At 64.8% G+C, this 20,741-nt stretch carries 18 protein-coding genes and 1 tRNA gene; 9 read left to right on the top strand and 10 right to left on the bottom strand.

Annotated features, from left to right (window positions below; all coding sequences use genetic code 11):
* Positions 1–176: 176 nt before the first annotated feature.
* Positions 177–1,229 (bottom strand): CDP-6-deoxy-delta-3,4-glucoseen reductase, encoded by a 1,053-nt coding sequence (locus ACN9M1_RS11675; protein ID WP_426394529.1) that lies wholly within the window; start codon positions 1,227–1,229, stop codon positions 177–179.
* A 57-nt stretch (positions 1,230–1,286) separates the two neighbouring features.
* Here ACN9M1_RS11675 and ACN9M1_RS11670 point away from each other — a divergent pair, with 57 nt between their 5' ends.
* Both ACN9M1_RS11670 and ACN9M1_RS11665 read left to right on the top strand, forming a co-directional pair.
* Positions 1,287–2,297 (top strand): NAD-dependent epimerase/dehydratase family protein, encoded by a 1,011-nt coding sequence (locus tag ACN9M1_RS11670; protein WP_426394528.1) that lies wholly within the window; start codon positions 1,287–1,289, stop codon positions 2,295–2,297.
* A 1-nt stretch (position 2,298) separates the two neighbouring features.
* Positions 2,299–3,966, top strand: coding sequence for a sensor domain-containing diguanylate cyclase (locus ACN9M1_RS11665; protein WP_426394527.1), 1,668 nt, complete (start codon positions 2,299–2,301; stop codon positions 3,964–3,966).
* A 1-nt stretch (position 3,967) separates the two neighbouring features.
* On the opposite strand, the gene ACN9M1_RS11660 is transcribed toward ACN9M1_RS11665, so the two are convergent.
* The 9 genes from ACN9M1_RS11660 to ACN9M1_RS11620 form a co-directional block, all read right to left on the bottom strand.
* On the bottom strand, positions 3,968–5,764 hold the full coding sequence (locus ACN9M1_RS11660) for a chloride channel protein (protein ID WP_426394525.1): 1,797 nt from the start codon (positions 5,762–5,764) through the stop codon (positions 3,968–3,970).
* A 6-nt stretch (positions 5,765–5,770) separates the two neighbouring features.
* On the bottom strand, positions 5,771–6,187 hold the full coding sequence (locus ACN9M1_RS11655; protein WP_426394523.1) for a MarR family winged helix-turn-helix transcriptional regulator: 417 nt from the start codon (positions 6,185–6,187) through the stop codon (positions 5,771–5,773).
* Between the two features lie 117 nt (positions 6,188–6,304).
* Entirely contained in the window at positions 6,305–7,180 is an 876-nt protein-coding gene (locus ACN9M1_RS11650) for an ion transporter (RefSeq protein WP_426394521.1), read from the bottom strand.
* A gap of 92 nt (positions 7,181–7,272) precedes the next feature.
* Entirely contained in the window at positions 7,273–8,073 is an 801-nt protein-coding gene (locus ACN9M1_RS11645) for a prolipoprotein diacylglyceryl transferase family protein (protein ID WP_426394519.1), read from the bottom strand.
* A gap of 127 nt (positions 8,074–8,200) precedes the next feature.
* Positions 8,201–10,060: a dihydroxy-acid dehydratase gene (gene ilvD, locus ACN9M1_RS11640; protein WP_426394517.1), complete on the bottom strand. Its 1,860-nt coding sequence runs from the start codon at positions 10,058–10,060 to the stop codon at positions 8,201–8,203.
* Positions 10,061–10,269: 209 nt separating this feature from the next.
* A tRNA-Leu gene (locus tag ACN9M1_RS11635) sits at positions 10,270–10,354 on the bottom strand.
* Positions 10,355–10,430: 76 nt separating this feature from the next.
* On the bottom strand, positions 10,431–11,315 hold the full coding sequence (locus tag ACN9M1_RS11630; protein WP_426394516.1) for an NAD(P)-dependent oxidoreductase: 885 nt from the start codon (positions 11,313–11,315) through the stop codon (positions 10,431–10,433).
* Positions 11,316–11,336: 21 nt separating this feature from the next.
* Positions 11,337–12,506: an ABC transporter substrate-binding protein gene (locus ACN9M1_RS11625; RefSeq protein WP_426394514.1), complete on the bottom strand. Its 1,170-nt coding sequence runs from the start codon at positions 12,504–12,506 to the stop codon at positions 11,337–11,339.
* Between the two features lie 35 nt (positions 12,507–12,541).
* The gene (locus ACN9M1_RS11620; RefSeq protein WP_426394512.1) at positions 12,542–13,483 is read right to left on the bottom strand and encodes a CysB family HTH-type transcriptional regulator; all 942 of its coding nucleotides are present in this window, start codon (positions 13,481–13,483) and stop codon (positions 12,542–12,544) included.
* A gap of 161 nt (positions 13,484–13,644) precedes the next feature.
* Between ACN9M1_RS11620 and ACN9M1_RS11615 the strand changes: the two genes are divergently transcribed.
* The 7 genes from ACN9M1_RS11615 (at position 13,645) to cobA (ending at position 20,738) form a co-directional block, all read left to right on the top strand.
* Positions 13,645–14,418: a sulfite exporter TauE/SafE family protein gene (locus ACN9M1_RS11615; protein ID WP_426394510.1), complete on the top strand. Its 774-nt coding sequence runs from the start codon at positions 13,645–13,647 to the stop codon at positions 14,416–14,418.
* Positions 14,419–14,562: 144 nt separating this feature from the next.
* On the top strand, positions 14,563–16,224 hold the full coding sequence (locus tag ACN9M1_RS11610) for a nitrite/sulfite reductase (RefSeq protein WP_426394508.1): 1,662 nt from the start codon (positions 14,563–14,565) through the stop codon (positions 16,222–16,224).
* Positions 16,225–16,241: 17 nt separating this feature from the next.
* Positions 16,242–16,790 (top strand): DUF934 domain-containing protein, encoded by a 549-nt coding sequence (locus tag ACN9M1_RS11605; protein ID WP_426394506.1) that lies wholly within the window; start codon positions 16,242–16,244, stop codon positions 16,788–16,790.
* On the top strand, positions 16,787–17,590 hold the full coding sequence (locus ACN9M1_RS11600; protein WP_426394505.1) for a phosphoadenylyl-sulfate reductase: 804 nt from the start codon (positions 16,787–16,789) through the stop codon (positions 17,588–17,590). Before ACN9M1_RS11605 ends, ACN9M1_RS11600 begins: the two co-directional genes overlap by 4 nt.
* 10 nt (positions 17,591–17,600) lie before the next feature.
* Positions 17,601–18,551 (top strand): sulfate adenylyltransferase subunit CysD, encoded by a 951-nt coding sequence (cysD, locus tag ACN9M1_RS11595; RefSeq protein ID WP_426394503.1) that lies wholly within the window; start codon positions 17,601–17,603, stop codon positions 18,549–18,551.
* Between the two features lie 2 nt (positions 18,552–18,553).
* Positions 18,554–19,861, top strand: a complete 1,308-nt coding sequence (locus tag ACN9M1_RS11590) for a sulfate adenylyltransferase subunit 1 (protein WP_426394501.1) — start codon at positions 18,554–18,556, stop codon at positions 19,859–19,861.
* A 70-nt stretch (positions 19,862–19,931) separates the two neighbouring features.
* The gene (cobA, locus tag ACN9M1_RS11585; RefSeq protein WP_426394500.1) at positions 19,932–20,738 is read left to right on the top strand and encodes a uroporphyrinogen-III C-methyltransferase; all 807 of its coding nucleotides are present in this window, start codon (positions 19,932–19,934) and stop codon (positions 20,736–20,738) included.
* The last annotated feature ends 3 nt before the right edge of the window (positions 20,739–20,741 follow it).

Genomic DNA, 20,741 nt, shown 5'->3' with positions numbered 1-20,741 from the left:
TCGAATCCTGTGAACCCGATATGCAATCAGCAGACAGCCGCGCGGCTTCCCGGAGGGAGCAACGTACGGCGGCGTCGGAGGTGCAGGGCTTGGTTCATAAGGCGCAAGAATAAGACGGATGCCAAGTCAAGTCAAAACGAAATTTTGACGCGCTTTGGATTTGTGCAACGTCAGCCTCAGCCCCCGACGGGGTGCAGATCCGCCTCCGAGGTGAAGGAATCGGCAAAGAACGCGTCCGGGTGCATCTTGCACTGCGCGGCAAAGTCCGCGCGGGCCGAGTTGATCACCACCGGCGCGCCGCAGGCATACACCTCGTGGTTCGACAGATCGGGGTGGTCGGCCATCACCGCCTGGTGGACGAAGCCGGTGCGGCCGGTCCAGGCGTCTTCGGGCAGGGCGTCGGAGACCACCGGCACGTACGTGAAGCCGGGGATCGTGCGCGCCCATTCTTCCGCCTTGGCGTGCATGTACAGGTCTTGCGGGCGGCGGCCGCCCCAGTACAGCGTCATCGGGCGCGTGCTGCCGATGAACTGGGCATGCTCGACGATGGCCTTGATGGGCGCGAAACCCGTGCCCGAGGCCAGCAGGATGATCGGCTTGTCCGATTCTTCACGCAGGAAGAAGCTGCCCAGCGGCCCTTCGAAGCGCAGGATGTCGCGTTCCTTCATGGCCGGCGCGCCTTCCTTGGCCCCGAACACGTAATCGGTGAACGCGCCACCCGGCATGTGACGGATGTGTAGCTCGATCGGGCCTTCTTCGTGCGGCGGGTTGGCGATCGAGTAGCTGCGGCGCTTGCCGTCGCGCAGGATGAATTCGACGTACTGGCCGGCCAGGAATTGCATACGCTCGGTGGCAGGCAGTTGCAGCTTGACGATGGCGACGTCCGGCGCGGCCTTTTCCAGCGACGCAACGCGGCACGGGATCTTCTTGATGGGCACATCGCCGGCGCCTTGCACTTCGCGCACTTCAATGGTGATGTCGGTGGCGGGCGTGGCGCAGCAGAACAGTGCGCGGCCTTCGGTCGCTTCCTGGGCGGACAGTGCGTTGGGCGAGTGGTTGCCCTGCACGATAGAGCCTTCGCGCACGTGGCCCTTGCACGAGCCGCATGCGCCGTTCTTGCAGCCGTACGGCAGGCCGATGCCCTGGCGCAGCGCCGCTGCAAGGATGGTCTCGCCGTCTTCGGCCTGGAACTGCCGGCCGCTGGGCAGCACGTTGATCTGATAAGCCATACTACAATTCCGAATATGTTGAAAAGAGTGTCTGGTCGCGTTGCTGCGTCACGTCCGATGGTGAATCTGTCAGTCGCCCCGCCATCCAAATCTGCCAAATCGACGCGGAGCCTGGGGCTTCCGCGCGTGCTGATCGTCGGCTGCGGCGATGTTGGGCAACGCTGCCTGACGATACTGCGCACGCGTTTCCGCGTCTTTGCCGTCACCTCGCGCGAGGCGGGGCGTGCAGCGTTGCGAGAAGCCGGTGCCGTGCCCGTGGTTGCCAATCTGGACGATGCCGCTTCGCTGCGCCGCTTGGCAGGCTTAAGCCCGCGCGTGCTGCATCTCGCACCGCCGCCGACGGTCGGCAACGATGACCCGCGTACCGCCGCATTGCTGCACAAGCTGGCGCGTCCGGCTCAACTGCCCCGAGCCACAAAACGTCGCATTTTACCCGAGCGGGCGGGCAGGTCTGGTCGCTTGACGGGCCGCTTGAAAACCCGCCTCCAAGCGCATGCGTTTGTGTATGCCAGCACCAGCGGTGTGTACGGCGATGCGGGCGGCGCCTGGGTCGACGAATCCCGCCCGGTGAACCCCACTACCGCACGCGCCCAGCGCCGCGTAGCCGCCGAACGCCGCGTGCGCTGGTTTGGCGCGAGCGGCGGCTGGCGCACGTCGATTGTGCGTATCCCCGGCATCTATGCGGCCGAGCGCTTGCCTGTTGCTCGGCTGGAGCGGGGTACGCCCGCTTTGCGCGCGGAAGACGATGTCTACACCAACCACATCCACGCCGATGATCTGGCGCGCGCGTTGATTGCCGCGCTGTTCCGTGGGCGGTCGCAACGCATCGTGCACGCCAGCGATGCGTCGGAGCTGCGCATGGGCGATTACTTCGATGCCGTGGCCGATGCGCGTGGCTTGCAGCGTCCGCCGCGTATTTCGCGGGCGGAAGCCGTTGCGCAGATCGAGCCATCGCTGCTGTCGTTCATGAGTGAATCCCGTCGGCTGCGCAACACACGGTTGACGCGCGAGCTGCGCGTGGCGCTGCGCTATCCGACCGTGGCAGATTTTCTGCGTTACGAGCCTTGAGATGAACGCGCCTGCATCGCACACACCGTCTCTCGCGCCCGCCAAGCGTGCGCGCGCCGTGCGGCTAGCCCTCGTGCTGGCGGGCGCGGCGATCGGGGTGGCACTGTGCTGGTTTGCCGCCAATACGGTGGCGGGGGTAATGGGGGCGCACGATGTACGGCAGATGGTCGAGACGCGGCGCCAGCTGGCGGCGCAAGTGGCCGAGGGCATGTCCAGCCAGATCACCGCCGATGTGGCGCTGCTGCGGGCGGTTCCGCAAACGCTTGCGCAAATCGACACCGTCCCGCGGGCCGTGGCGCGTGTCGACACGCGACGCTGGAGCCTGATGGACCAGGGCTCGCGCGCCAAAGAGGCGATGTCGCACCAGGAGGTGATCGACAGCAGCGCATTCCTCAGTACGACCGCGGGCAACCTCGGGCTCGATTACGTGTGGGTGATCGACCAGCGCGGCTATGTGGTAATGGCCAATAACGCGGGCCGTGCTGATTCGTTCCTGGGCGTGCAGTCGAGCATGCAGTCCTATATCAAGGAGGCCATGCTGGGCGGCCTGGGCGAGCAATTCACCGTTGGGCGAGTGACGGGGGTGCCGGGCCTGTTCTTTGCCGCACCGGTGTATGACGACGGAGGCTATCTCGTGGCCGTCATGGCCACCAAAGTGAGCCTGACACGCCTGCAGCATTGGGTGTCACATCCGACATCGCTGGTGACGGATCAAAATGGGCTGATCATCCTATCGACCGATGCGTCTCTGGTAGGCAAGGCCTGGCCGGGCGCGCGCCTGCAGAGCATGAGTCCGAGCGATCGCTACAACGCGTATCAGCGCGTCGATTTCGATACATGGCCGTATCTGCCGACAGCCCAAGCGCAGCGCAACGTGCCGGAATGGGTGCCAGCCGAGGTGCGCGATGCGCTGGTGTGGCGCGAGGGCAGTGCGATGCCTTCGCTCACGATCTCGCGCAGCGCCAGTGCGGATCTCACCGTCATGGTAGTAGAGCCGCTGCCCGCCTGGGGCCAGCACATGGCGACGCATGATCGCAACCGTACGATCGCGTTTGTGTTGTTCGTGAGCGTGTTGCTGACCTTTGTGTTGGGGGTGTGGTCCTTGGCACGCGAGCGGCAGCATCACCGCCTGCAGCGCCACCTGAACCAGCGGTTGCAGCGTACCAATAGCGCGCTCGCCAACGAGGCGCACTTCGATCATCTGACTGGCGTGCTGACACGGCGTCGCTTTCTGGCGCTGTTCGACACGGCGCTCATGCGCTCCCACAACCGCAACGAGCCGCTTGTGCTGGTGCTGGCCGATCTGGACCACTTCAAGCGGATCAACGACACGTGGGGCCACGCGGTGGGTGACCTCGCGCTGCAGCGCTTCGCATCGCTGGCGACAAGCGTGCTACGCAGCAGCGACCTAGTGGGCCGGCTGGGCGGGGAGGAGTTCGCCATCGTCATGGGCCGCACCACGCTGGAGGCCGCCGCCGAAGCGGTGGAGCGCCTACGGGCCGCTGTGGCCGAATCCGACGAGACGTTCCCTACCGGGCTGACGATGACCGTCAGCATGGGCATGACCGCCTGCCGGCCGGGCGATACGGCTTCAGAGATGCTCAAGCGCGCCGATCTGGCGCTGTATCGGGCCAAGGAAAGCGGGCGCAACCGGCATGTCGCAGGGTGAGCTAGCGTACTCGGCCCGCACGCCGACGACGTAGTGCCAACTGCGTGCGCGCGCCGGATAACGGCACACGACGAAAGCGCTCGCGGCGCTGCTCCTCATCAAAGAACGCCAGCGACGGCTTGACCAAGTCGCTGCGCGAGACAATGCCCACCAGTTGCCGCGATTGCGAATCGGCCACCACCGGTAGCCGTTCCAACCCATGCACCGCCAGGCGCGTGGCGACGATGCGGCAGGTCTCGCCCGGGAGCGCCATCACCGGGGCGTTGGTGCCAAAGAGTTCCGCAGTGGTGAGCGCGCCGCGCGCTTGGCCGGCTAGCAAGGCATCGCGGTCGAGCATGCCGATGAGCGCGCCGCCACGCACCACAGGAAAAGCGCGATGGGCCTGCATTGGGCCGAATCGCTCGGCCAGGACGTCGGCCACGGACGCCGCGGCGTCAATGGTTTGCACCGCACGCGTCATCACTTCATCGACGGCGTGGCGTTCCAGCGGATCGACGGCGTATTCGCGGTAGATGTGGAAACCGCGCCGCGCGATCTTCTCGGTCATGATCGAGCGCGGCATGGTCAACACCACAAAGCCATAGGACACCGCAACGGCCAACAGGATCGGAAGCAGGGCGTTGACATCATGCGTGAGCCCGAACGCGAACACGATGGCGGTGAGCGGGGCGCCCAGCACGCCGGCCAGCATGGCCGCCATGCACACCAGCGGCCACAGGCCTGGATCCCCACCCGGCAGCACGGGGCCGATCAGCGCGCCCAGGCCCGCACCCATCATCAAAAGCGGCGCCAAGACGCCGCCCGAAGTGCCCGAGCCCAGCGCGATGACCCAGATGATGGCTTTGACCACCAGCAGCGCCAGCGCCACGCGAATGGCCAGATGGTTGTGCAGGAGATCGCCGATGACGTCGTAGCCGACCCCCAGTGCACGCGGCTCGAAATAGCCGCCAATGCCGACGGCCAATCCGCCGATGGCCGGCCACCACATCCAGTGGATCGGCAGGCGGCCGAACAGGTCTTCCGTTTTGTACAGCGCCATCGACAGCGAGCGCGCCAGCGCGCCGCAGAGCAAGCCGGCGATCACGCAGGAGCCGAGCGCGGGGAGGGCAGCCGGTGCGGTCTCCAGCGGGAAGATCGGGCCGGCCTCTAGCACCAGTACGCGCAGGAAACCCGCCACCGCGCACGCGACCGCCACGGGCAACATGCTGCGCGGGCGCCATTCAAACAGCAGCAGCTCCACGGCCAGCAGTAGCGCGGCCACCGGCGTGCCGAACACGGCGGTCATGCCCGCCGTGGCGCCGGCCACCAGCAGCGTCTTGCGCTCGGCCGCCGTCAGCTTGAAGAACTGCGCCAGCAGCGAGCCGATCGCACCGCCCGTCATGATGATCGGCCCTTCGGCGCCGAAGGGTCCGCCGCTGCCGATCACGATGCCCGACGACAGCGGCTTGAGCACCGCCACCTTGGGCGACATCTTGCTCTTGCCGAAGAGGATGGCTTCGATGGCCTCGGGGATGCCGTGGCCGCGAATCTTTTCCGAGCCGAAACGCGCCATCAGCCCGACGATCAACCCACCGATGACGGGCACCACGATCACCCACAGCCCGAGCGTGTTGGTGGACGCAGAGCGGTCGGTCAGCGACAGCGTCTGGAAGAAGAGCAGATTCGTGAAGAAGCGGATCAGGTTGAGCAGCACCACGGCCGCCAGCGTGGCAAATGCCGCAATCACCACAGCCAGCGCGCAGGTGCGGAACAGCGTGGTATCGGTCGCAAAGTCGCGCCGGTGTCCAAGGGTTTGCATGGCGGGCTACGGATCGAGATGGGGAATCTTGAAGGCGCGACTGAAGGCCGCCAGCTCGCTCTGGTGCAGCGCGGCCAGCAGGGCGACGAGGCGATCGCCCTTTTTTGTAAGGTGGACTTCCACCTGCCGCGCGTCGGCATCGCTGGGACGGCGCTCGACCAGGTCGATTTCTTCGCAACGCGTGACAAGCGCCGCCGTGCCGTGTGGCGCGGCTTGCAGGCGTTCGGCCAATTCACCCACGGTGGCCCATTCGCGGCCGGCAAACCCCTTGATGTGCAGCAGCAACTGATATTGCAGCGGCGTGATCCCCTTGGACTGGATCAGGTTTTCAGATGCGCGCAGAAAGCGGCGCAGGTGGTAGCGGAAATCGGACAGGGTCTCGAAATCCTGCTTGGACAGCAGACGTGGAGGGGCGGACGACATGCGATTTTGCTGTGACAGGTTTTTGCGGAATATATCATAACGTGACATATTCAGGCGTGCCTGTCGCCCGGGCAATCGTGGTGTCAGCCTGATTGGGCCGCTTGCGAAAGCCTTGCGCTAGCTTGAGTGGGTTGTGTGTTGCTCGGCAACGGCCTCTGGCACGGCACATTCTGCGGGCGCGCCGCAGTAGGGGCACCGGGGGGCATCGGCGTCCACCGGGATGGACTGTTCTGGTTGCGCGGGTTGCTGTTGTTGCCGATGGCGCTCCAGTGCGCTGGCCACCAGTTCCGCCCCCATGATGCCGGTGGGGAACGCGATGATGCCGTAGCCCAGCAGGATCGCGCATGAGGTGATCAGCCTGCCGAGCCCAGTCTGCGGTGTCAGGTCGCCGTAGCCGGTGGTGCTCATCGTCACGGCCGCCCAGTACACGCCCACGGGAATGCTGGTGATGCCGTTTTCCGGGCCCTCCACCAGGTAGATGACCGTGCCCAGAATGACCACCAGCACGAACATCCCGCCAATGAACACGAAGATCTTGCGCCGCGCCCGCGTGATCGCCCGGATCAGCATCTGGCCTTCTTCCAGATAGATCGACAGCCCCAGCAAGCGGAACACCCGCAGCAGCCGCAGCGAGCGCACGTCGATCAACGCATGCAGCCCGGGGAAGAAGAACGCGAGGTACGTCGGCAGGATGGAAACCAGATCGACAATGCCGAAGAAGCTGCGCGCATAGGTGACGGGCTTGGGCGCCGTCAACAGTCGGAACAGGTATTCGGCCGTGAACAGCAGCGTGAACGCCCATTCGGCCACGTACAGCGCGTTGCCGTACCGATCGTGCAGGTCTTTCACGCTGTCGGCCATCACGACCAGCACGCTGGCGACGATCAGGGCGAGCACGGTGATGTCCAGCGTGCGCTGGAACTTGGCGGGGCTTACGGCGTCGCCGGCGGCGTGGCGCCATCTGCTCAGGGATTGTCGGATCCGCGTTTTCATGCGGGCGAGTCTACAAAGCAGGGTGGGCCACGCCTATGGGATCGGTCCGATTTGGCCGCGTGCGCCCGGTGACCGTGAATGCGCTTCGTTGGTCAGCGCTGAAAGCGTTGTTGCAGCGCGTCTTTGAGGCGCGCGGCGGTGAGTTCACCCATGTGGGAGTCCACCAGCTTGCCTTGTGCATCAAAGAAGAGCGTGGTCGGGAGGCCGCGCGAGCCAAAGGTTTGCAGCGATTCAGACAATGGGTCGAGCAGCACGTGGTCGAACGCCAGGCCTTTTTGCTGGAGAAAGTGCGTGACCGTGGAAGCCTGCTCGCCCTGGTTGACCATCAGGAAGACAACGCCGGGATAGTCGCGCTGAGCCTGCGCGAGCACGGGCATTTCGCGTTGGCAGGGCGGGCACCAGGTCGCCCACAGGTTCAGAACGACGGGTTTGCCGATGTAGTGGCCAACCGATGCGGATGCGCCGTCCATGCTCTCCAGTTGCAGTGCCGAGAGTGACGGCGTGGCGCGCTTCAGCACCGCCAATGTGGCTTGCGCACCCGTCCATGCCAGCATGCCAGCCGCAATACCGATCAAGGCGGGGCGCCTCAACGCGTGTGCACGGCGCGACCTCCAAAGAACAAAGGCGAGGGCCACCGGCAGTCCGGCCCACCAGTCGAATCCGCCATCGGCAATGGCCACGATGGATGCGGGCGTAGCGACGTACTCCGGCAGCCAGCGGACCACGTAGCCGATGCGCGCCGCCACCAGGCCCACCAGCAGCGCATCCAGTACCAGGCCGGCGGCTGCCGTGCGCGGCGCATGGCGATGCAGCCCGCGCGCCACGAGCCACGCAATCAACGCTGCCAGCGCCACGATGACCATGTGGACAGAGAAGGGGCCGATGCTTGTCATGGAGAATCCGCGGTCAGAGAGAAGAACGGCATGCTAGACCGGCATCGCGTGGCGGTGGTTTCCGTGCGTGACCAAAAAGAAAAAAGCCGCTCCGAAGAGCGGCTGTGGCGCGAACAGGCGTGGTTCGTCAGTCGTCGAGCTGCGACAGGTCGCGCACCGCGCCCTTGTCGGCCGACATGACCAGCTTGGCATACGCCTTGAGCGCCGCCGACACCTTGCGCGGACGTGCCTTCGCAGGCTTCCAGCCCTTGGCGTTCTGCTCTTCGCGGCGACGCGCCAGTTCTTCATCCGACACCAGCACGTTGATCGTGCGATTCGGGATGTCGATGCGGATCTTGTCGCCGTTGCGCACCAGACCGATAGCGCCGCCCGCAGCCGCTTCCGGCGAGCAGTGGCCGATCGACAGGCCCGACGTACCACCCGAGAAACGGCCGTCCGTCAGCAGTGCACAGGCTTTGCCCAGGCCCTTCGACTTGATGTAGCTCGTCGGGTAGAGCATCTCCTGCATGCCGGGGCCACCCTTCGGGCCTTCGTAGCGCACGACCACCACGTCGCCAGCCTTGACCTTGTCGGCGAGGATGTTCTCCACCGCTTCGTCTTGCGATTCGGTCACGTGCGCCGTGCCTTCGAAGACGAGGATGCTCTCGTCCACGCCGGCGGTTTTCACCACGCAGCCGTCCAGCGCGATGTTGCCCCGCAGCACGGCCAGACCGCCTTCCTGCGAGAACGCATGGTCGTTCGAGCGGATGCAGCCTTCAGCGCGGTCCAGGTCCAGGCTCGGCCAGCGCGTGTTTTGGCTGAATGCCACCTGCGTGGGGATGCCAGCCGGGCCCGCACGGTAGAACGTCTGCACAGCTTCGTCCGAGGTGCGGACGATGTCCCACTGGTCGAGCGCGTCCTTCATCGTGGGGGTGTGCACGGTCGGCACGTCGGTGTGCAGCTTGCCGGCGCGATCCAGCTCGCCCAGGATGGCCATGATGCCGCCCGCGCGGTGCACGTCTTCGATGTGGTACTTGTTCGTGTTCGGCGCGACCTTGCACAGCTGCGGCACGACGCGCGAGAGGCGGTCGATGTCGGCCATCGTGAAGTCGATCTCGGCTTCCTGTGCGATGGCCAGCAGGTGCAGGATCGTGTTGGTCGAGCCGCCCATGGCGATGTCGAGCGTCATGGCGTTCTCGAACGCCTTGAAGCCGACCGAGCGCGGCAGCACGCTTTCGTCGTCCTGCTCGTAGTACTGGCGGGCCAGTTCCACGATGCGACTGCCAGCGCGCTTGAAGAGCTGTTCGCGGTCTGCGTGCGTGGCGACCACGGTGCCGTTGCCCGGCAGCGACAGGCCCAGCGCTTCGGTCAGGCAGTTCATCGAGTTGGCCGTGAACATGCCCGAGCACGAACCGCAGGTCGGGCACGCCGAGCGCTCGACTTCGGCCACTTCCGCGTCGGAATACTTGCTGTCGGCGGCAATCACCATCGCGTCGATCAGGTCGAGCTTCTTGATCTCGATGGCCTTGGTGACGGGGTTGGCAAGCTTGGTCTTGCCGGCTTCCATCGGGCCGCCCGACACGAAGATCACCGGGATGTTCAGGCGCATGGCGGCCATCAGCATGCCCGGGGTGATCTTGTCGCAGTTGGAGATGCAGACCATGGCATCGGCGCAGTGCGCGTTGACCATGTATTCGACCGAGTCGGCAATGATGTCGCGGCTGGGCAGCGAATACAGCATGCCGTCGTGGCCCATGGCGATGCCGTCATCCACGGCAATCGTGTTGAATTCCTTGGCGACGCCACCGGCGGCTTCGATCTCACGCGCGACGAGCTGGCCGAGGTCCTTCAGGTGCACGTGGCCGGGCACGAACTGGGTGAACGAGTTGACGACCGCAATGATCGGCTTCTGAAAGTCTTCGTCTTTCATGCCGGTGGCGCGCCACAGCGAGCGCGCACCTGCCATGTTGCGGCCGGCGGTGGAGGTTTTGGAACGGTAGGTGGGCATGGTGGGGTGCTGAAGAAGGTTCAAAACTGAACGGGCCACGCGGATACAGGCCCTCGCGCGCCGGTGCGAACAACCTCTTGAGCCACGCCCGGGCAAAACGTCATTATCCCACGGCTAGGGAGGAGCGTTGTGGGTGGGCGCCCGATGCACATCCAAATGCGCGCCCAATGAAAAAGCCGCTTCTGCGTGAACAGAAGCGGCTTGGAATCTGGTGCCCGGGGCCGGAATCGAACCGGCACGCCTTGCGGCGGGGGATTTTGAGTCCCCTGCGTCTACCAATTTCACCACCCGGGCAGGTGCGATGAGCCGGCAATTATGCCAGAAGTCTGGCAGACCTCACAAGGCGGGCTCAGCCGATGGGTCAATCCAGTCAATCCGGCTTCCGTTCGTTCTGCAGCTCGAGCACGCGCAGCAGCGACGCCGTGTCGTCATACCCCCAGCCGTTGGCGACCAGCGTGTTGAGCTGAGACGCCACCAGCTCCATCGCCGGCATCTGTAGGCCGAGCTCGTGGGCAATCTCGCGCACGAGGCCGAAATCCTTGTCGTGCAGGCGCGCTTCGATACCGGCGGCAAAGTTGCGCTCGGCCATCTTCGGGCCTTCCATATCGAGCATCTTGCTGCCCGCAAAGCCCGGCCCGATGGCCGCTAGCACGCGTGACGGGTCGGTGCCCTGCGCGCGCGCAAACAGCATGGCTTCGGCAATGCCCTGGATGTTGATGACCTGCACGATCTGGTTGCACGCCTTCGCCACCTGGCCCGAACCGTGGCCACCGATGTGCGTGATGGTGGTGCCAAGCAGTTGCAGCAGCGGGCGTACGCGTTCCAGCACTTCCGGCTTGCCGCCCACCATGATCGACAGCGTGGCCTTCTGCGCGCCCATGGTGCCGCCGGAGACGGGCGCATCCAGGAATTCCAGTCCAGCCGCTTCCAGCTCGACCGCAATGCGGCGCGTCGCTGCGGGGGAGATCGTGCTGTGGTCGATACACACCGCGCCACGGGGGGCGCCGTGGATCACGCCATCCGGCCCCAATAGCACGCCCTCCACATCAGCCGTGGAGGTGACGTTGGTAAAGATGACCTCGGCGTCGCGCGCGGCTTCTGCAGGCGTGTTGACCGGCTCGGCGCCGATGGCGCGTGCGTTGTCCGCGGCTTCGGGGCGACGCACGTAAGCGCGCACGGTGTGGCCGGCGGCGATCAGGTGCTGGACCATCGGCGTGCCCATGTTGCCGAGGCCGATGAAGGCAATGCGTGTCATGGCGGGTGTCTCGTTGTCTCTTTACTTTGGGCCGGCGTAAGCAAAGCGGCCGTTCCTGATGATGCCCATCACGCGCGAGCGTTGGTCGAAGCCCTGGTGATCCTGGGCATTCAGGTTCAGCACGCCGTTGGGCACCGTCAGGTTCTGGGTGGTTTCGAGCGCATCGCGCAGGGCGGCACGGAAGGCAGGGGTGCCGGGCTTGGCACCGGTTTTCAGCGCACGGGCCGTGGCGTTGTCGAGCAGTTGATAAGCGCCCCAGGCGTCACCGGCAAATTGCGTGACGGTGTTCGCGCCGTACTTGGCTTCGTAGCGGTCAGCAAATTCCACGGCGACCTTGCGCACCGGATGGCTGGCCGGCAACTCGCGCGCCACCACCACCGGGCCGGTCGGGAAGAGCGTGCCTTCCACATCCTTGCCGCCCACCTTCAGGAACTCGGTGCTGGCGATGCCGTGCGTCTGATAAATGCGGCCCTTGTAGCCGCGCTCGACCAGCGTGCGCTGGGGCAGGGCGGCGGGCGTACCGGCGCCGGCAATCAGGATGGCGTCGGGTTTGGCCGCCATCAGCTTGAGCGCCTGGCCCGTCACGCTGGTGTCCGTGCGCGCAAAGCGCTCGTTGGCGACGACCTTCAGCTTGCGCACCTCGGCCAGCTTCGAGAATTCACGCCACCAGCTTTCGCCATAGGCATCCGTAAAGCCGATAAAGCCGACGGTGTGCACGCCGTTGTCCGCCATGTGCTGCGTGACCAGCGTGGCCATCTGCGAATCGTTTTGCGGCATCTTGAATGCCCAGCGGCGCTTGGCATCCTGTGGCTCGACGATGGATGCCGACGCGGCCAGCGTGATCATCGGCGTTTGCCCTTCGGCCACGGCATCGAGCGAGGCCAGCGCCGTCGGCACGATCGTCGGGCCGACGATCACGTCCACCTTGTCTTCGGCGATCAGCTTGCGCACGTTGCGCACGGCCATCGAGGGGTCGGACGCATCGTCCAGGATGGTGATTTGTGCGCGCTGGCCGCCAATCGTGGCGGGCCACATCTGCACAGTGTTCTTGCTCGGGATGCCGATGGCGGCAGCGGGGCCGGTGGTCGACAGCACCACGCCCACCCGAATATCGGCGTGGGCGGGCAGGGCGAGGGCGGCAGCGCTGGCAAACAGCGCCAAGCCGCACAGCAGGCGACGTCGGGTCGTCATGAAAGCTCCGGGAAGTTCGGCAAGTTACAGGCGAATCACAGCTCGTAAGCTTCGTGATCGCCGGACATGAGTTGCTCGACCAGCTTGCGCGTGAGCGTGGGCGCAAACAGTTCGATGAAGGTGTAGACGAAGCCACGCAAGTACGCGCCCTGCTTGATGCCCAGATGCGTGACGTTGGTGCCGAACAGGTGCCCGGCCGGAATCGCGCGCAGGTTGCGGTCGCGCTCGGCGTCAAACGCCACGCCGGCCACGATGCCCACGCCCAGACCGACCTCCACGTAGGTCTTGATGACGTCGGCATCGATGGCTTCCAGCACGATGTCCGGCTTGATCTGGCGCAGCTCGAAGGCGTGGTCGATCTTGGGCCGACCGGCAAAGTGCTGGTCGTACGTGATGATCGGGTAACCCTTCAGGTCTTCCAGCGTCAGATGCTGGCGCGAGAGAAGCGGGTGATCAGGAGGCGTAACCACCACGTGCTGCCACTGGTAGCCCGGGATCGAGATCAGGTCCTTCACATGCGACATGCCCTCGGTGGCGATGGCGATGTCGGCCTGGTCATGCAGCACCATCTCGGCAATCTGGGCGGGCGTGCCCTGCTGAATAGACAGGCGCACCTTGGGGTACTTGCGGGTGAACTCGGCAATCGCCTTGGGCAACGCGTAGCGCGCCTGCGTGTGCGTGGTGGCGATGGTGAAGTTGCCCTGGTCCTGCGCGGCGTAGTCCTTGCCGACGCGTTTCAGCGTCTCCACCTCTTCCAACACGCGCTCGACCGAGGCCAGAATGCGCCGCCCAGGCTCCGTGAGGCCCCGGATACGCTTGCCGTGCCGTGTGAAGATGTCGACACCCAGCTCTTCCTCCAGCTCGATAATGGCTTTGGAGACGCCGGGTTGTGATGTATAGAGCGCTTTTGCCGCTTCGGTCAGGTTGAATTTCTGCCGCACGGCCTCGCGAACGAAGCGAAATTGGTGAAGGTTCATGGCTGGCGATCGGATGCAAGAAAAGCGAGCGATCAGATCGTTACTTATAACCGAGCCCATATAAACAAACAATTTTTTATTGGTTTGCGATATGAGGCGGCGTCATTACGATGCTCGAACTCCGTGATAACACGCCCTCACTGCCCCTTTTCTCCTGCGCTATGACGCTTGCCTATACGGTTTCCGGTTTGCTGGTCGGCCTGTTGGTCGGCTTGACGGGCGTGGGCGGCGGTTCGCTGATGACCCCGCTGCTGACGCTGATGTTCGGCTTCTCGCCGGCCACCGCAGTGGGTACTGACTTGGCATTTGCGTCGCTGACCAAGGGCGTCGGCACGATTGCCCATCGCAGCCACGGCCATGTCCGCTGGGACATCGTCAAGCGGCTCTGCTTGGGCAGCCTGCCCGCCGCGCTGGTGACGGTGCTGGTGCTCAAGAGCGTGGGCACCCTCGATGCGGAGTGGATGCACATCATTCGCGTGACGATTGGCGTGTCGGTCATTCTGACGGTGATTTCGCTGTTGTTCCGCCAGCGCGTGCTGGGCTGGCTGGCCCGCAACCCGCGCTATCGCCTGCAAGGCGCGGCACTGGCCGCGGCCACGGTGTTCGTCGGCGTGGTGCTGGGCGTGCTGGTGACCGTGTCGTCCATCGGCGCGGGTGCCGTGGGCGCGACGCTCATTCTGATCCTGTACCCCGAATTGAAAAGCGCCGAAGTGGCCGGCACCGACATCGCCTACGCCGTGCCGCTGACCGCTGTTGCGGGCCTGGGCCATATGTACCTGGGCACGATCGACTGGAACCTGCTGCTGTCGCTGCTGGTGGGCTCCATCCCGGGTATCTGGCTGGGTGCGCGCCTGTCCAAGAATCTGCCGGAACGTCTGGTGCGCGGCGCGCTTGCCGCCACGCTGACGATCACGGCCATCAAGCTGGTGTCGTGATGCGGGACGCTATGCCGATCCGGTCCATGCCGACCCTGCTTGGTTGTTGCTGCTGTCGTTGAATCGACGGCAACAGCCACACAAAGAACCGTTTCCCCCAAATTGAATCGCACGCCGGCACAGACCGGATTGGACTGAACAGTCATGTACCAATACGACGCTTACGATCACCGCCTTGTCGCCGACCGCGTTGAGCAGTTCCGCGACCAGGTGCGCCGCCGTATCTCGGGCGAACTGACGGAAGAAGAATTCCTGCCGCTGCGTTTGCAGAATGGTCTGTACTACCAGCGCCACGCCTACATGCTGCGCGTGGCGATTCCCTACGGCCACCTGCGCGCCAACCAGATGCGCATGCTCAGCCACATCGCCGCCGAGCACGATCGCGGCTACGGCCACTTCAGCACGCGCCAGAACATCCAGTACAACTGGATCAAGCTCGAAGAAGTGCCGGACATCCTAAGCAAGCTGGCCTCGGTGGAAATGCACGCCATTCAGACGTCGGGCAACTGCATCCGCAACATCACGACCGACCAGTTTGCGGGCGTGGCGCCGGATGAGGTGATCGATGCGCGCCCGCTGGCGGAAATCCTGCGCCAGTGGTCGACGTTCATCCCCGAATTCGCCTTCCTGCCGCGCAAGTTCAAGATTGCCGTGTCGGCCTCGCGCGAAGATCGCGCTGTGACGCAACTGCACGACATCGGCGTCTACGCGTATGAGAAGGACGGTCAGACGCTGCTGCGCATCCTGGCCGGCGGCGGCATGGGCCGTACCCCGATCCTGGGCGCGATCATCAAGGAAGACCTGCCGTGGCGGCACCTGCTGTCGTACATCGAAGCCGCCGTGCGCGTGTACAACCGCTACGGCCGCCGCGACAACAAGTACAAGGCGCGCATCAAGATTCTCGTGAAGGCCATCGGCGCGGAAGAATTTGCCCGCCAGGTGGAAGAAGAGTGGCAGCACATCAAGGACGGTCCGTCGACTATCACGCAGGCCGAGTTCGACCGCGTGGCGCAGTTCTTTGCGCCGCCCGCGTATGAAAAGCTGGCCGACACCGATGCTGGCTATGAGAAGGCCCTGCTGGAGAACAAGGCGTTCGCGCGCTGGGTGAGCCGCAACGTGCATCCGCACCGCGTGCCGGGCTATGCCGCTGTCACGCTGTCGCTGAAGCCGGGCGCGGCACTGCCGCCGGGCGATGCGACGGCCGAGCAGATGGCATTGGTGGCTGACTGGTCCGAGCGCTTCGGCTACGGCGAACTGCGCGTGGCGCACGAGCAGAACTTGATCCTGCCGGACGTGAAGAAGCACGATCTGTTCGACCTGTGGCAACTGGCCAAGGAACACGGCATGGCCACCGCCAACATCGGCCTGCTGACCGACATCATCGCGTGCCCGGGCGGCGATTTCTGCTCGCTGGCCAACGCCAAGTCGATCCCCATCGCACAGGCGATTCAAGCGCGTTTCGATGACCTCGATTACGTGCACGACCTGGGCGAGCTGTCGCTCAACATCTCGGGTTGCATCAACTCGTGCGGCCATCACCACGTCGGCAACATCGGCATCCTGGGTGTCGATAAGCACGAAGAAGAGTGGTATCAGGTGTCGCTGGGCGGCGCGCAGGGCAACGACTCGGCGATCGGCAAGATCATCGGCCCGTCGTTCAAGGCAGAAGAGATGCCCGACGTGATCGAACGCATCATCGATACCTTCGTCGCCAACCGCACGGAAGACGAACGCTTCATCGACACCTACAACCGCATCGGCATGGCCCCGTTCAAGGAACGTGTCTACGCCCGTGAAGAAGCCTAATGCCGAGGGAAACGAACATGAGCAAGATCATCAAGCTGCAAAACGGTGCCCCCCAGATCGTGGCTGACGACTGGACGGTGCTGCGTGCACCCGAAGGTGGTGAGCTGACGCAAGCCGATGTGGATGCCGCCACGCACGCCATCGTGCCGCTGGCCTTCTGGCAAGCCAATCGCGACGCGCTGCTGACGCGCGCCCGCGCCGGCACGCTGGCCGTGTGGCTGGCCCCGGATGACGAGCCGTTTGCGTTGGAGGCCGATCTGCCGAACCTGTCGCTGGTGGCGGTGGATTTCCCCGTCTTCCGCGATGGCCGTGGCTACAGCACGGCGTTCCTGCTGCGCCAACGCCTGGGCTTCACGCGTGAGCTGCGCGCCATCGGCGACGTGCTGCGTGACCAACTGGACTTCATGCGCCGTTGCGGTTTCGACGCCTACGCCGTGCGCGCCGACAAGAACATCGAGGATGCCCTGAATGGCTTCGGCGAAATCAGCGTGCGGTACCAGGGCGCTGTCGATGAGCCGCGTCCGCTGTTCCGCCGCGAGCGTGCGTCTGAGGCGAGCGCAGCATGAGCGATACGCAAGACATCGTCGTGTCTGAAGTGCCGGTGTCCGCAATCGGGCGCCCGGTGCTGTGGACGCGTCCGGTCTACACCGGCACGGCCGAAGCCCTGGCTGCGAAGGAAGCCGCGTTGTTCGAGCGCCTGGCCGAGATTGCCGCCAAGCACGGCGTGGCGAAGTTCGCCACCAGCCTGGCCGCCGAAGATATGGTCGTGACTGACGCGATCCTGCGCAGCCCCGAAGCCGTGCGTGCGCATCTGCCGATCTTCACGCTGCAGACGGGTCGCCTGCACGCCGAAACGCTGGCGATGCTCGACCGCATCCGCGAGCACTACGGTTATGCGATCGAGCAGTACACGCCGGACGCCCGCGCAGTGGAAGCCTACGTGCGTGACAACGGCCTGAACGCGTTCTACGACAGCATCGAACTGCGCAAGGCCTGCTGCAACATCCGCAAGGTGGTGCCGCTGAATCGAGCACTGAAGGATGCCGACGCATGGCTCACCGGCCAGCGCCGCGAGCAGGCCGTCACCCGTGCCGATCTGCCGTTTGCCGAAGACGACGATGCTCGCGGCATCGCCAAGTACAACCCGCTGTTCGACTGGTCCGAGGCTGAAGTCTGGGCCTACCTCGAACAGCACAACGTGCCCACCAACGCGCTGCACGACAAGGGCTATCCCAGCATTGGCTGCGAGCCCTGCACGCGCGCGGTGCGCGCTGGTGAAGATGTGCGCGCCGGCCGCTGGTGGTGGGAATCGCGCGATAGCAAAGAATGCGGTTTGCATGCGACCAACGTGTCGCAAAAGAGCTAAGGAAAGGAACATGGGAGTCATGAGCGAAATCCCCGGCACGGCACTGACGCCCGTGCAGAACGAGCACCTCGACTGGCTGGAAGCCGAGTCGATCTACATCATCCGCGAGGTGGTGGCCGAATGCCGCAACCCGGCGCTGCTGTTCTCGGGCGGCAAGGATTCGATCGTCATGCTGCACCTGGCGCTCAAGGCCTTCCGACTGGGCGATCGCAAGATCGAACTGCCGTTCCCGCTGGTGCATATCGACACGGGCCACAACTACCCGGAAGTGATCCAGTTCCGCGATCAGCGCGTGGCTGAACTGGGCGCGCGTCTGGTGGTTGGCCATGTGGAAGATTCCATCAAGCGCGGCACGGTCCGCCTGCGTAAGGAAACGGATTCGCGTAACGCTGCGCAAGCCGTCACGCTGCTCGAGACGATTGAATCGCACGGCTTTGACGCCCTGATGGGCGGCGCCCGCCGCGATGAAGAGAAGGCGCGCGCCAAGGAGCGCATCTTCTCGTTCCGCGACGAATTCGGTCAGTGGGATCCGAAGGCTCAGCGCCCGGAACTCTGGAGTCTGTACAACGCCCGCATGGCGCAAGGCGAACAGATGCGCGTGTTCCCCATCTCCAACTGGACGGAACTCGACGTGTGGCAGTACATCGCCCGCGAAAACCTCGCCTTGCCGCCGATCTACTACGCGCATCAACGTGAAGTTGTGCGCAAGAACGGCCTGCTGGTGCCGGTCACGCCGATCACGCCCAAGGCCGATGGCGACGAAAGCGAAATCCTGTCGGTGCGCTTCCGCACCGTGGGCGACATCAGCTGCACGTGCCCGGTGGCGAGCACCGCTGCCACGCCGGCTGAGATCATCGCCGAGACGGCCATCACCGAGATCACCGAACGCGGCGCCACGCGCATGGACGACCAGACGAGCGAAGCCTCGATGGAAAAGCGCAAGAAGGAAGGGTATTTCTGATCATGAGCAACCAAACATCGCACCAAGGGCTGCTGCGCTTCATCACCGCTGGTTCCGTCGACGACGGCAAGAGCACGTTGATCGGTCGTCTGCTGTACGACAGCAAGGCCGTGCTGACCGACCAGTTGCAAGCATTGACCCGTGCCAAGAACAAGCGCACCGCCGGTGAAGACATCGACTTCTCGCTGCTGACCGACGGCCTGGAAGCCGAGCGCGAGCAGGGCATCACGATCGACGTGGCGTACCGCTATTTCTCGACCGCGCGCCGCAAGTTCATCATTGCCGACACGCCGGGCCACGAGCAGTACACGCGCAACATGGTGACGGGCGCCTCGACCGCGCACGCCGCCATCATCCTGATCGACGCCACGCGCGTGACGACCGTGGATGGCAAGGCGCAATTGCTGGCCCAGACCAAGCGCCATTCGGCCATCGTCAAGCTGCTGGAGCTGCAGCACGTGATCGTGGCCGTCAACAAGATGGACCTGGTTGACTACAGCGAAGCGCGCTTCAACGAAATTCGCACCGCTTACGATGCGCTGGCCGCACAGCTGGGCCTGAAGGATGTGCGTTACGTACCGGTGTCCGCCTTGCGCGGTGACAACATCGTGCATGCCTCCGAAGCCATGCCGTGGTACCAAGGCGAGCCGCTGCTGGCGTTGCTGGAAGACCTGAAGGTGGAAGAGACGGCGCCGACCGGCGACGACGCACTGCGCTTCCCGGTACAACTCGTGGCGCGCCAGGATGGCTCGCAGGCCGATGACTTCCGTGGCTACATGGGCCGCGTGGAAGCCGGCACCGTGCGCGTCGGCCAAGCCGTGCGCGTGCTGCCCGCCAACCGCGAAACGACTGTTGCTGAAGTGCTGACGCCCAATGGCGCAGCCGATTCCGCCGGCCCCGGCGAGACCATCACCGTGCGCCTGGCGGACGATGTGGACATCTCGCGCGGCGATACCATCGTCGCCGCCCCGACGACTGCCGCCAACGCCGCCAAGAAGCTGCACGCCGATCTCTGCTGGTTCGACGAACACGAGCTGAACCCGGCTCGCAAGTACGTGCTCAAGCACACGACCGCCACCGTGTTCGCACGTGTGTCGGAAGTCGAGCGCGTGCTGGACGTGCATACGCTGTCGCACGAAACCGGCCGCAAGCAGATCGCGCTGAACGACATCGGTACGGTCAACATCAGCCTGCAGAAGCCGATCGTCTGCGATGCGTACGGCGACAACCCGGCCACCGGCGCGTTCATCCTGGTGGACGAAGCGACGCACCATACGGTGGCGGCAGGCATGATCCGTGCATTTTCCTAAAGTAAATGGGGTGCCGCATGTTACAAACTCGTCTGCGCCCCGCAGGAAAAAAGCAAAGGAAGCTAGGCAAATGGAAGCGAAGACCCCCAAAACCCTCGGCCGCGTGAGCCTGATTGGTGCCGGCCCTGGCGCCGCAGACCTCATCACGGTGCGTGGCGCACGGTTGTTGGGCGAAGCCGAGGTCGTGCTGCACGACGCATTGGTCTCGCCCGAGGTCTTCCAGTATTGCCCGCAGGCCGTGCTGATTGCCGTCGGCAAGCGGTGCGGCAAGCGCTCGACCGCGCAGCGCTTCATCAACCGCCAGCTCGTCGATCTGGCGACCAAGTACCAGCGCGTGGTGCGTCTCAAGGGTGGTGACCCGATGCTGTTCGGCCGTGCCGATGAGGAATTGCAAGCGCTCGAGCAAGCCGGCATTGACTACGAAGTCGTGCCGGGCATCACTGCGGCGCTGGCAGCAGCATCCGCGATTCGCCAGCCGCTGACCAAGCGCGGCGTGGCCCGCAGCGTGGCGTTCGTCACCCAAGCCAAGGCGGCCGATCCAGACACACCGCAGCCCGAGGGTGTGACGCCCGAAGCTGCCGCACAGGCCGATTCGCTCGTCTATTACATGGGCCGCGACCAGGCCGCCTCCATTGCGGCTGACCTGATCGCCCGTGGCCGTGCGCCTTCCACGCCTGCGTGGGTGGTCGAGGCAGCCACCACGCCCGAGCAACGTTCGGCGCGCTTCACGCTGCAGCAGATGGCCGATGGCGCGGCGGCCGAGTGGATTAACCCGGATCACCCGAGCCTGTTGATGATCGGCGATGCATTTGCCGCCCGGGCCACGGCAACGGCACCGGACGTGCCCGCCAGCGAGCGCCACGTCCTGGCCGCCTGAGCG

Origin of the sequence: Ralstonia sp. R-29, assembly GCF_049913345.1 — a bacterium.
Lineage (GTDB): Bacteria > Pseudomonadota > Gammaproteobacteria > Burkholderiales > Burkholderiaceae > Ralstonia.
The sequence above is the reverse complement of the archived record's forward strand: the minus strand, read 5'-3'. Positions and strand labels throughout refer to the sequence as shown.

Bases quoted from the DNA above. Each gene is read 5' to 3' on its own strand.
- ACN9M1_RS11650 (WP_426394521.1), bottom strand. From the start codon at position 7,180: ATGAAAACGCGGATCCGACAATCCCTGAGCAGATGGCGCCACGCCGCC.
- ACN9M1_RS11675 (WP_426394529.1), bottom strand. From the start codon at position 1,229: ATGGCTTATCAGATCAACGTGCTGCCCAGCGGCCGGCAGTTCCAGGCC.
- ilvD (WP_426394517.1), bottom strand. From the start codon at position 10,060: ATGCCCACCTACCGTTCCAAAACCTCCACCGCCGGCCGCAACATGGCA.
- ACN9M1_RS11600 (WP_426394505.1), top strand. From the start codon at position 16,787: ATGAGCGATACGCAAGACATCGTCGTGTCTGAAGTGCCGGTGTCCGCA.
- ACN9M1_RS11645 (WP_426394519.1), bottom strand. From the start codon at position 8,073: ATGACAAGCATCGGCCCCTTCTCTGTCCACATGGTCATCGTGGCGCTG.
- cobA (WP_426394500.1), top strand. From the start codon at position 19,932: ATGGAAGCGAAGACCCCCAAAACCCTCGGCCGCGTGAGCCTGATTGGT.
- ACN9M1_RS11655 (WP_426394523.1), bottom strand. From the start codon at position 6,187: ATGTCGTCCGCCCCTCCACGTCTGCTGTCCAAGCAGGATTTCGAGACC.
- ACN9M1_RS11665 (WP_426394527.1), top strand. From the start codon at position 2,299: ATGAACGCGCCTGCATCGCACACACCGTCTCTCGCGCCCGCCAAGCGT.
- ACN9M1_RS11610 (WP_426394508.1), top strand. From the start codon at position 14,563: ATGTACCAATACGACGCTTACGATCACCGCCTTGTCGCCGACCGCGTT.
- ACN9M1_RS11615 (WP_426394510.1), top strand. From the start codon at position 13,645: ATGACGCTTGCCTATACGGTTTCCGGTTTGCTGGTCGGCCTGTTGGTC.
- ACN9M1_RS11605 (WP_426394506.1), top strand. From the start codon at position 16,242: ATGAGCAAGATCATCAAGCTGCAAAACGGTGCCCCCCAGATCGTGGCT.
- ACN9M1_RS11660 (WP_426394525.1), bottom strand. From the start codon at position 5,764: ATGCAAACCCTTGGACACCGGCGCGACTTTGCGACCGATACCACGCTG.
- ACN9M1_RS11670 (WP_426394528.1), top strand. From the start codon at position 1,287: ATGGTGAATCTGTCAGTCGCCCCGCCATCCAAATCTGCCAAATCGACG.
- ACN9M1_RS11630 (WP_426394516.1), bottom strand. From the start codon at position 11,315: ATGACACGCATTGCCTTCATCGGCCTCGGCAACATGGGCACGCCGATG.
- ACN9M1_RS11620 (WP_426394512.1), bottom strand. From the start codon at position 13,483: ATGAACCTTCACCAATTTCGCTTCGTTCGCGAGGCCGTGCGGCAGAAA.
- cysD (WP_426394503.1), top strand. From the start codon at position 17,601: ATGGGAGTCATGAGCGAAATCCCCGGCACGGCACTGACGCCCGTGCAG.
- ACN9M1_RS11625 (WP_426394514.1), bottom strand. From the start codon at position 12,506: ATGACGACCCGACGTCGCCTGCTGTGCGGCTTGGCGCTGTTTGCCAGC.
- ACN9M1_RS11590 (WP_426394501.1), top strand. From the start codon at position 18,554: ATGAGCAACCAAACATCGCACCAAGGGCTGCTGCGCTTCATCACCGCT.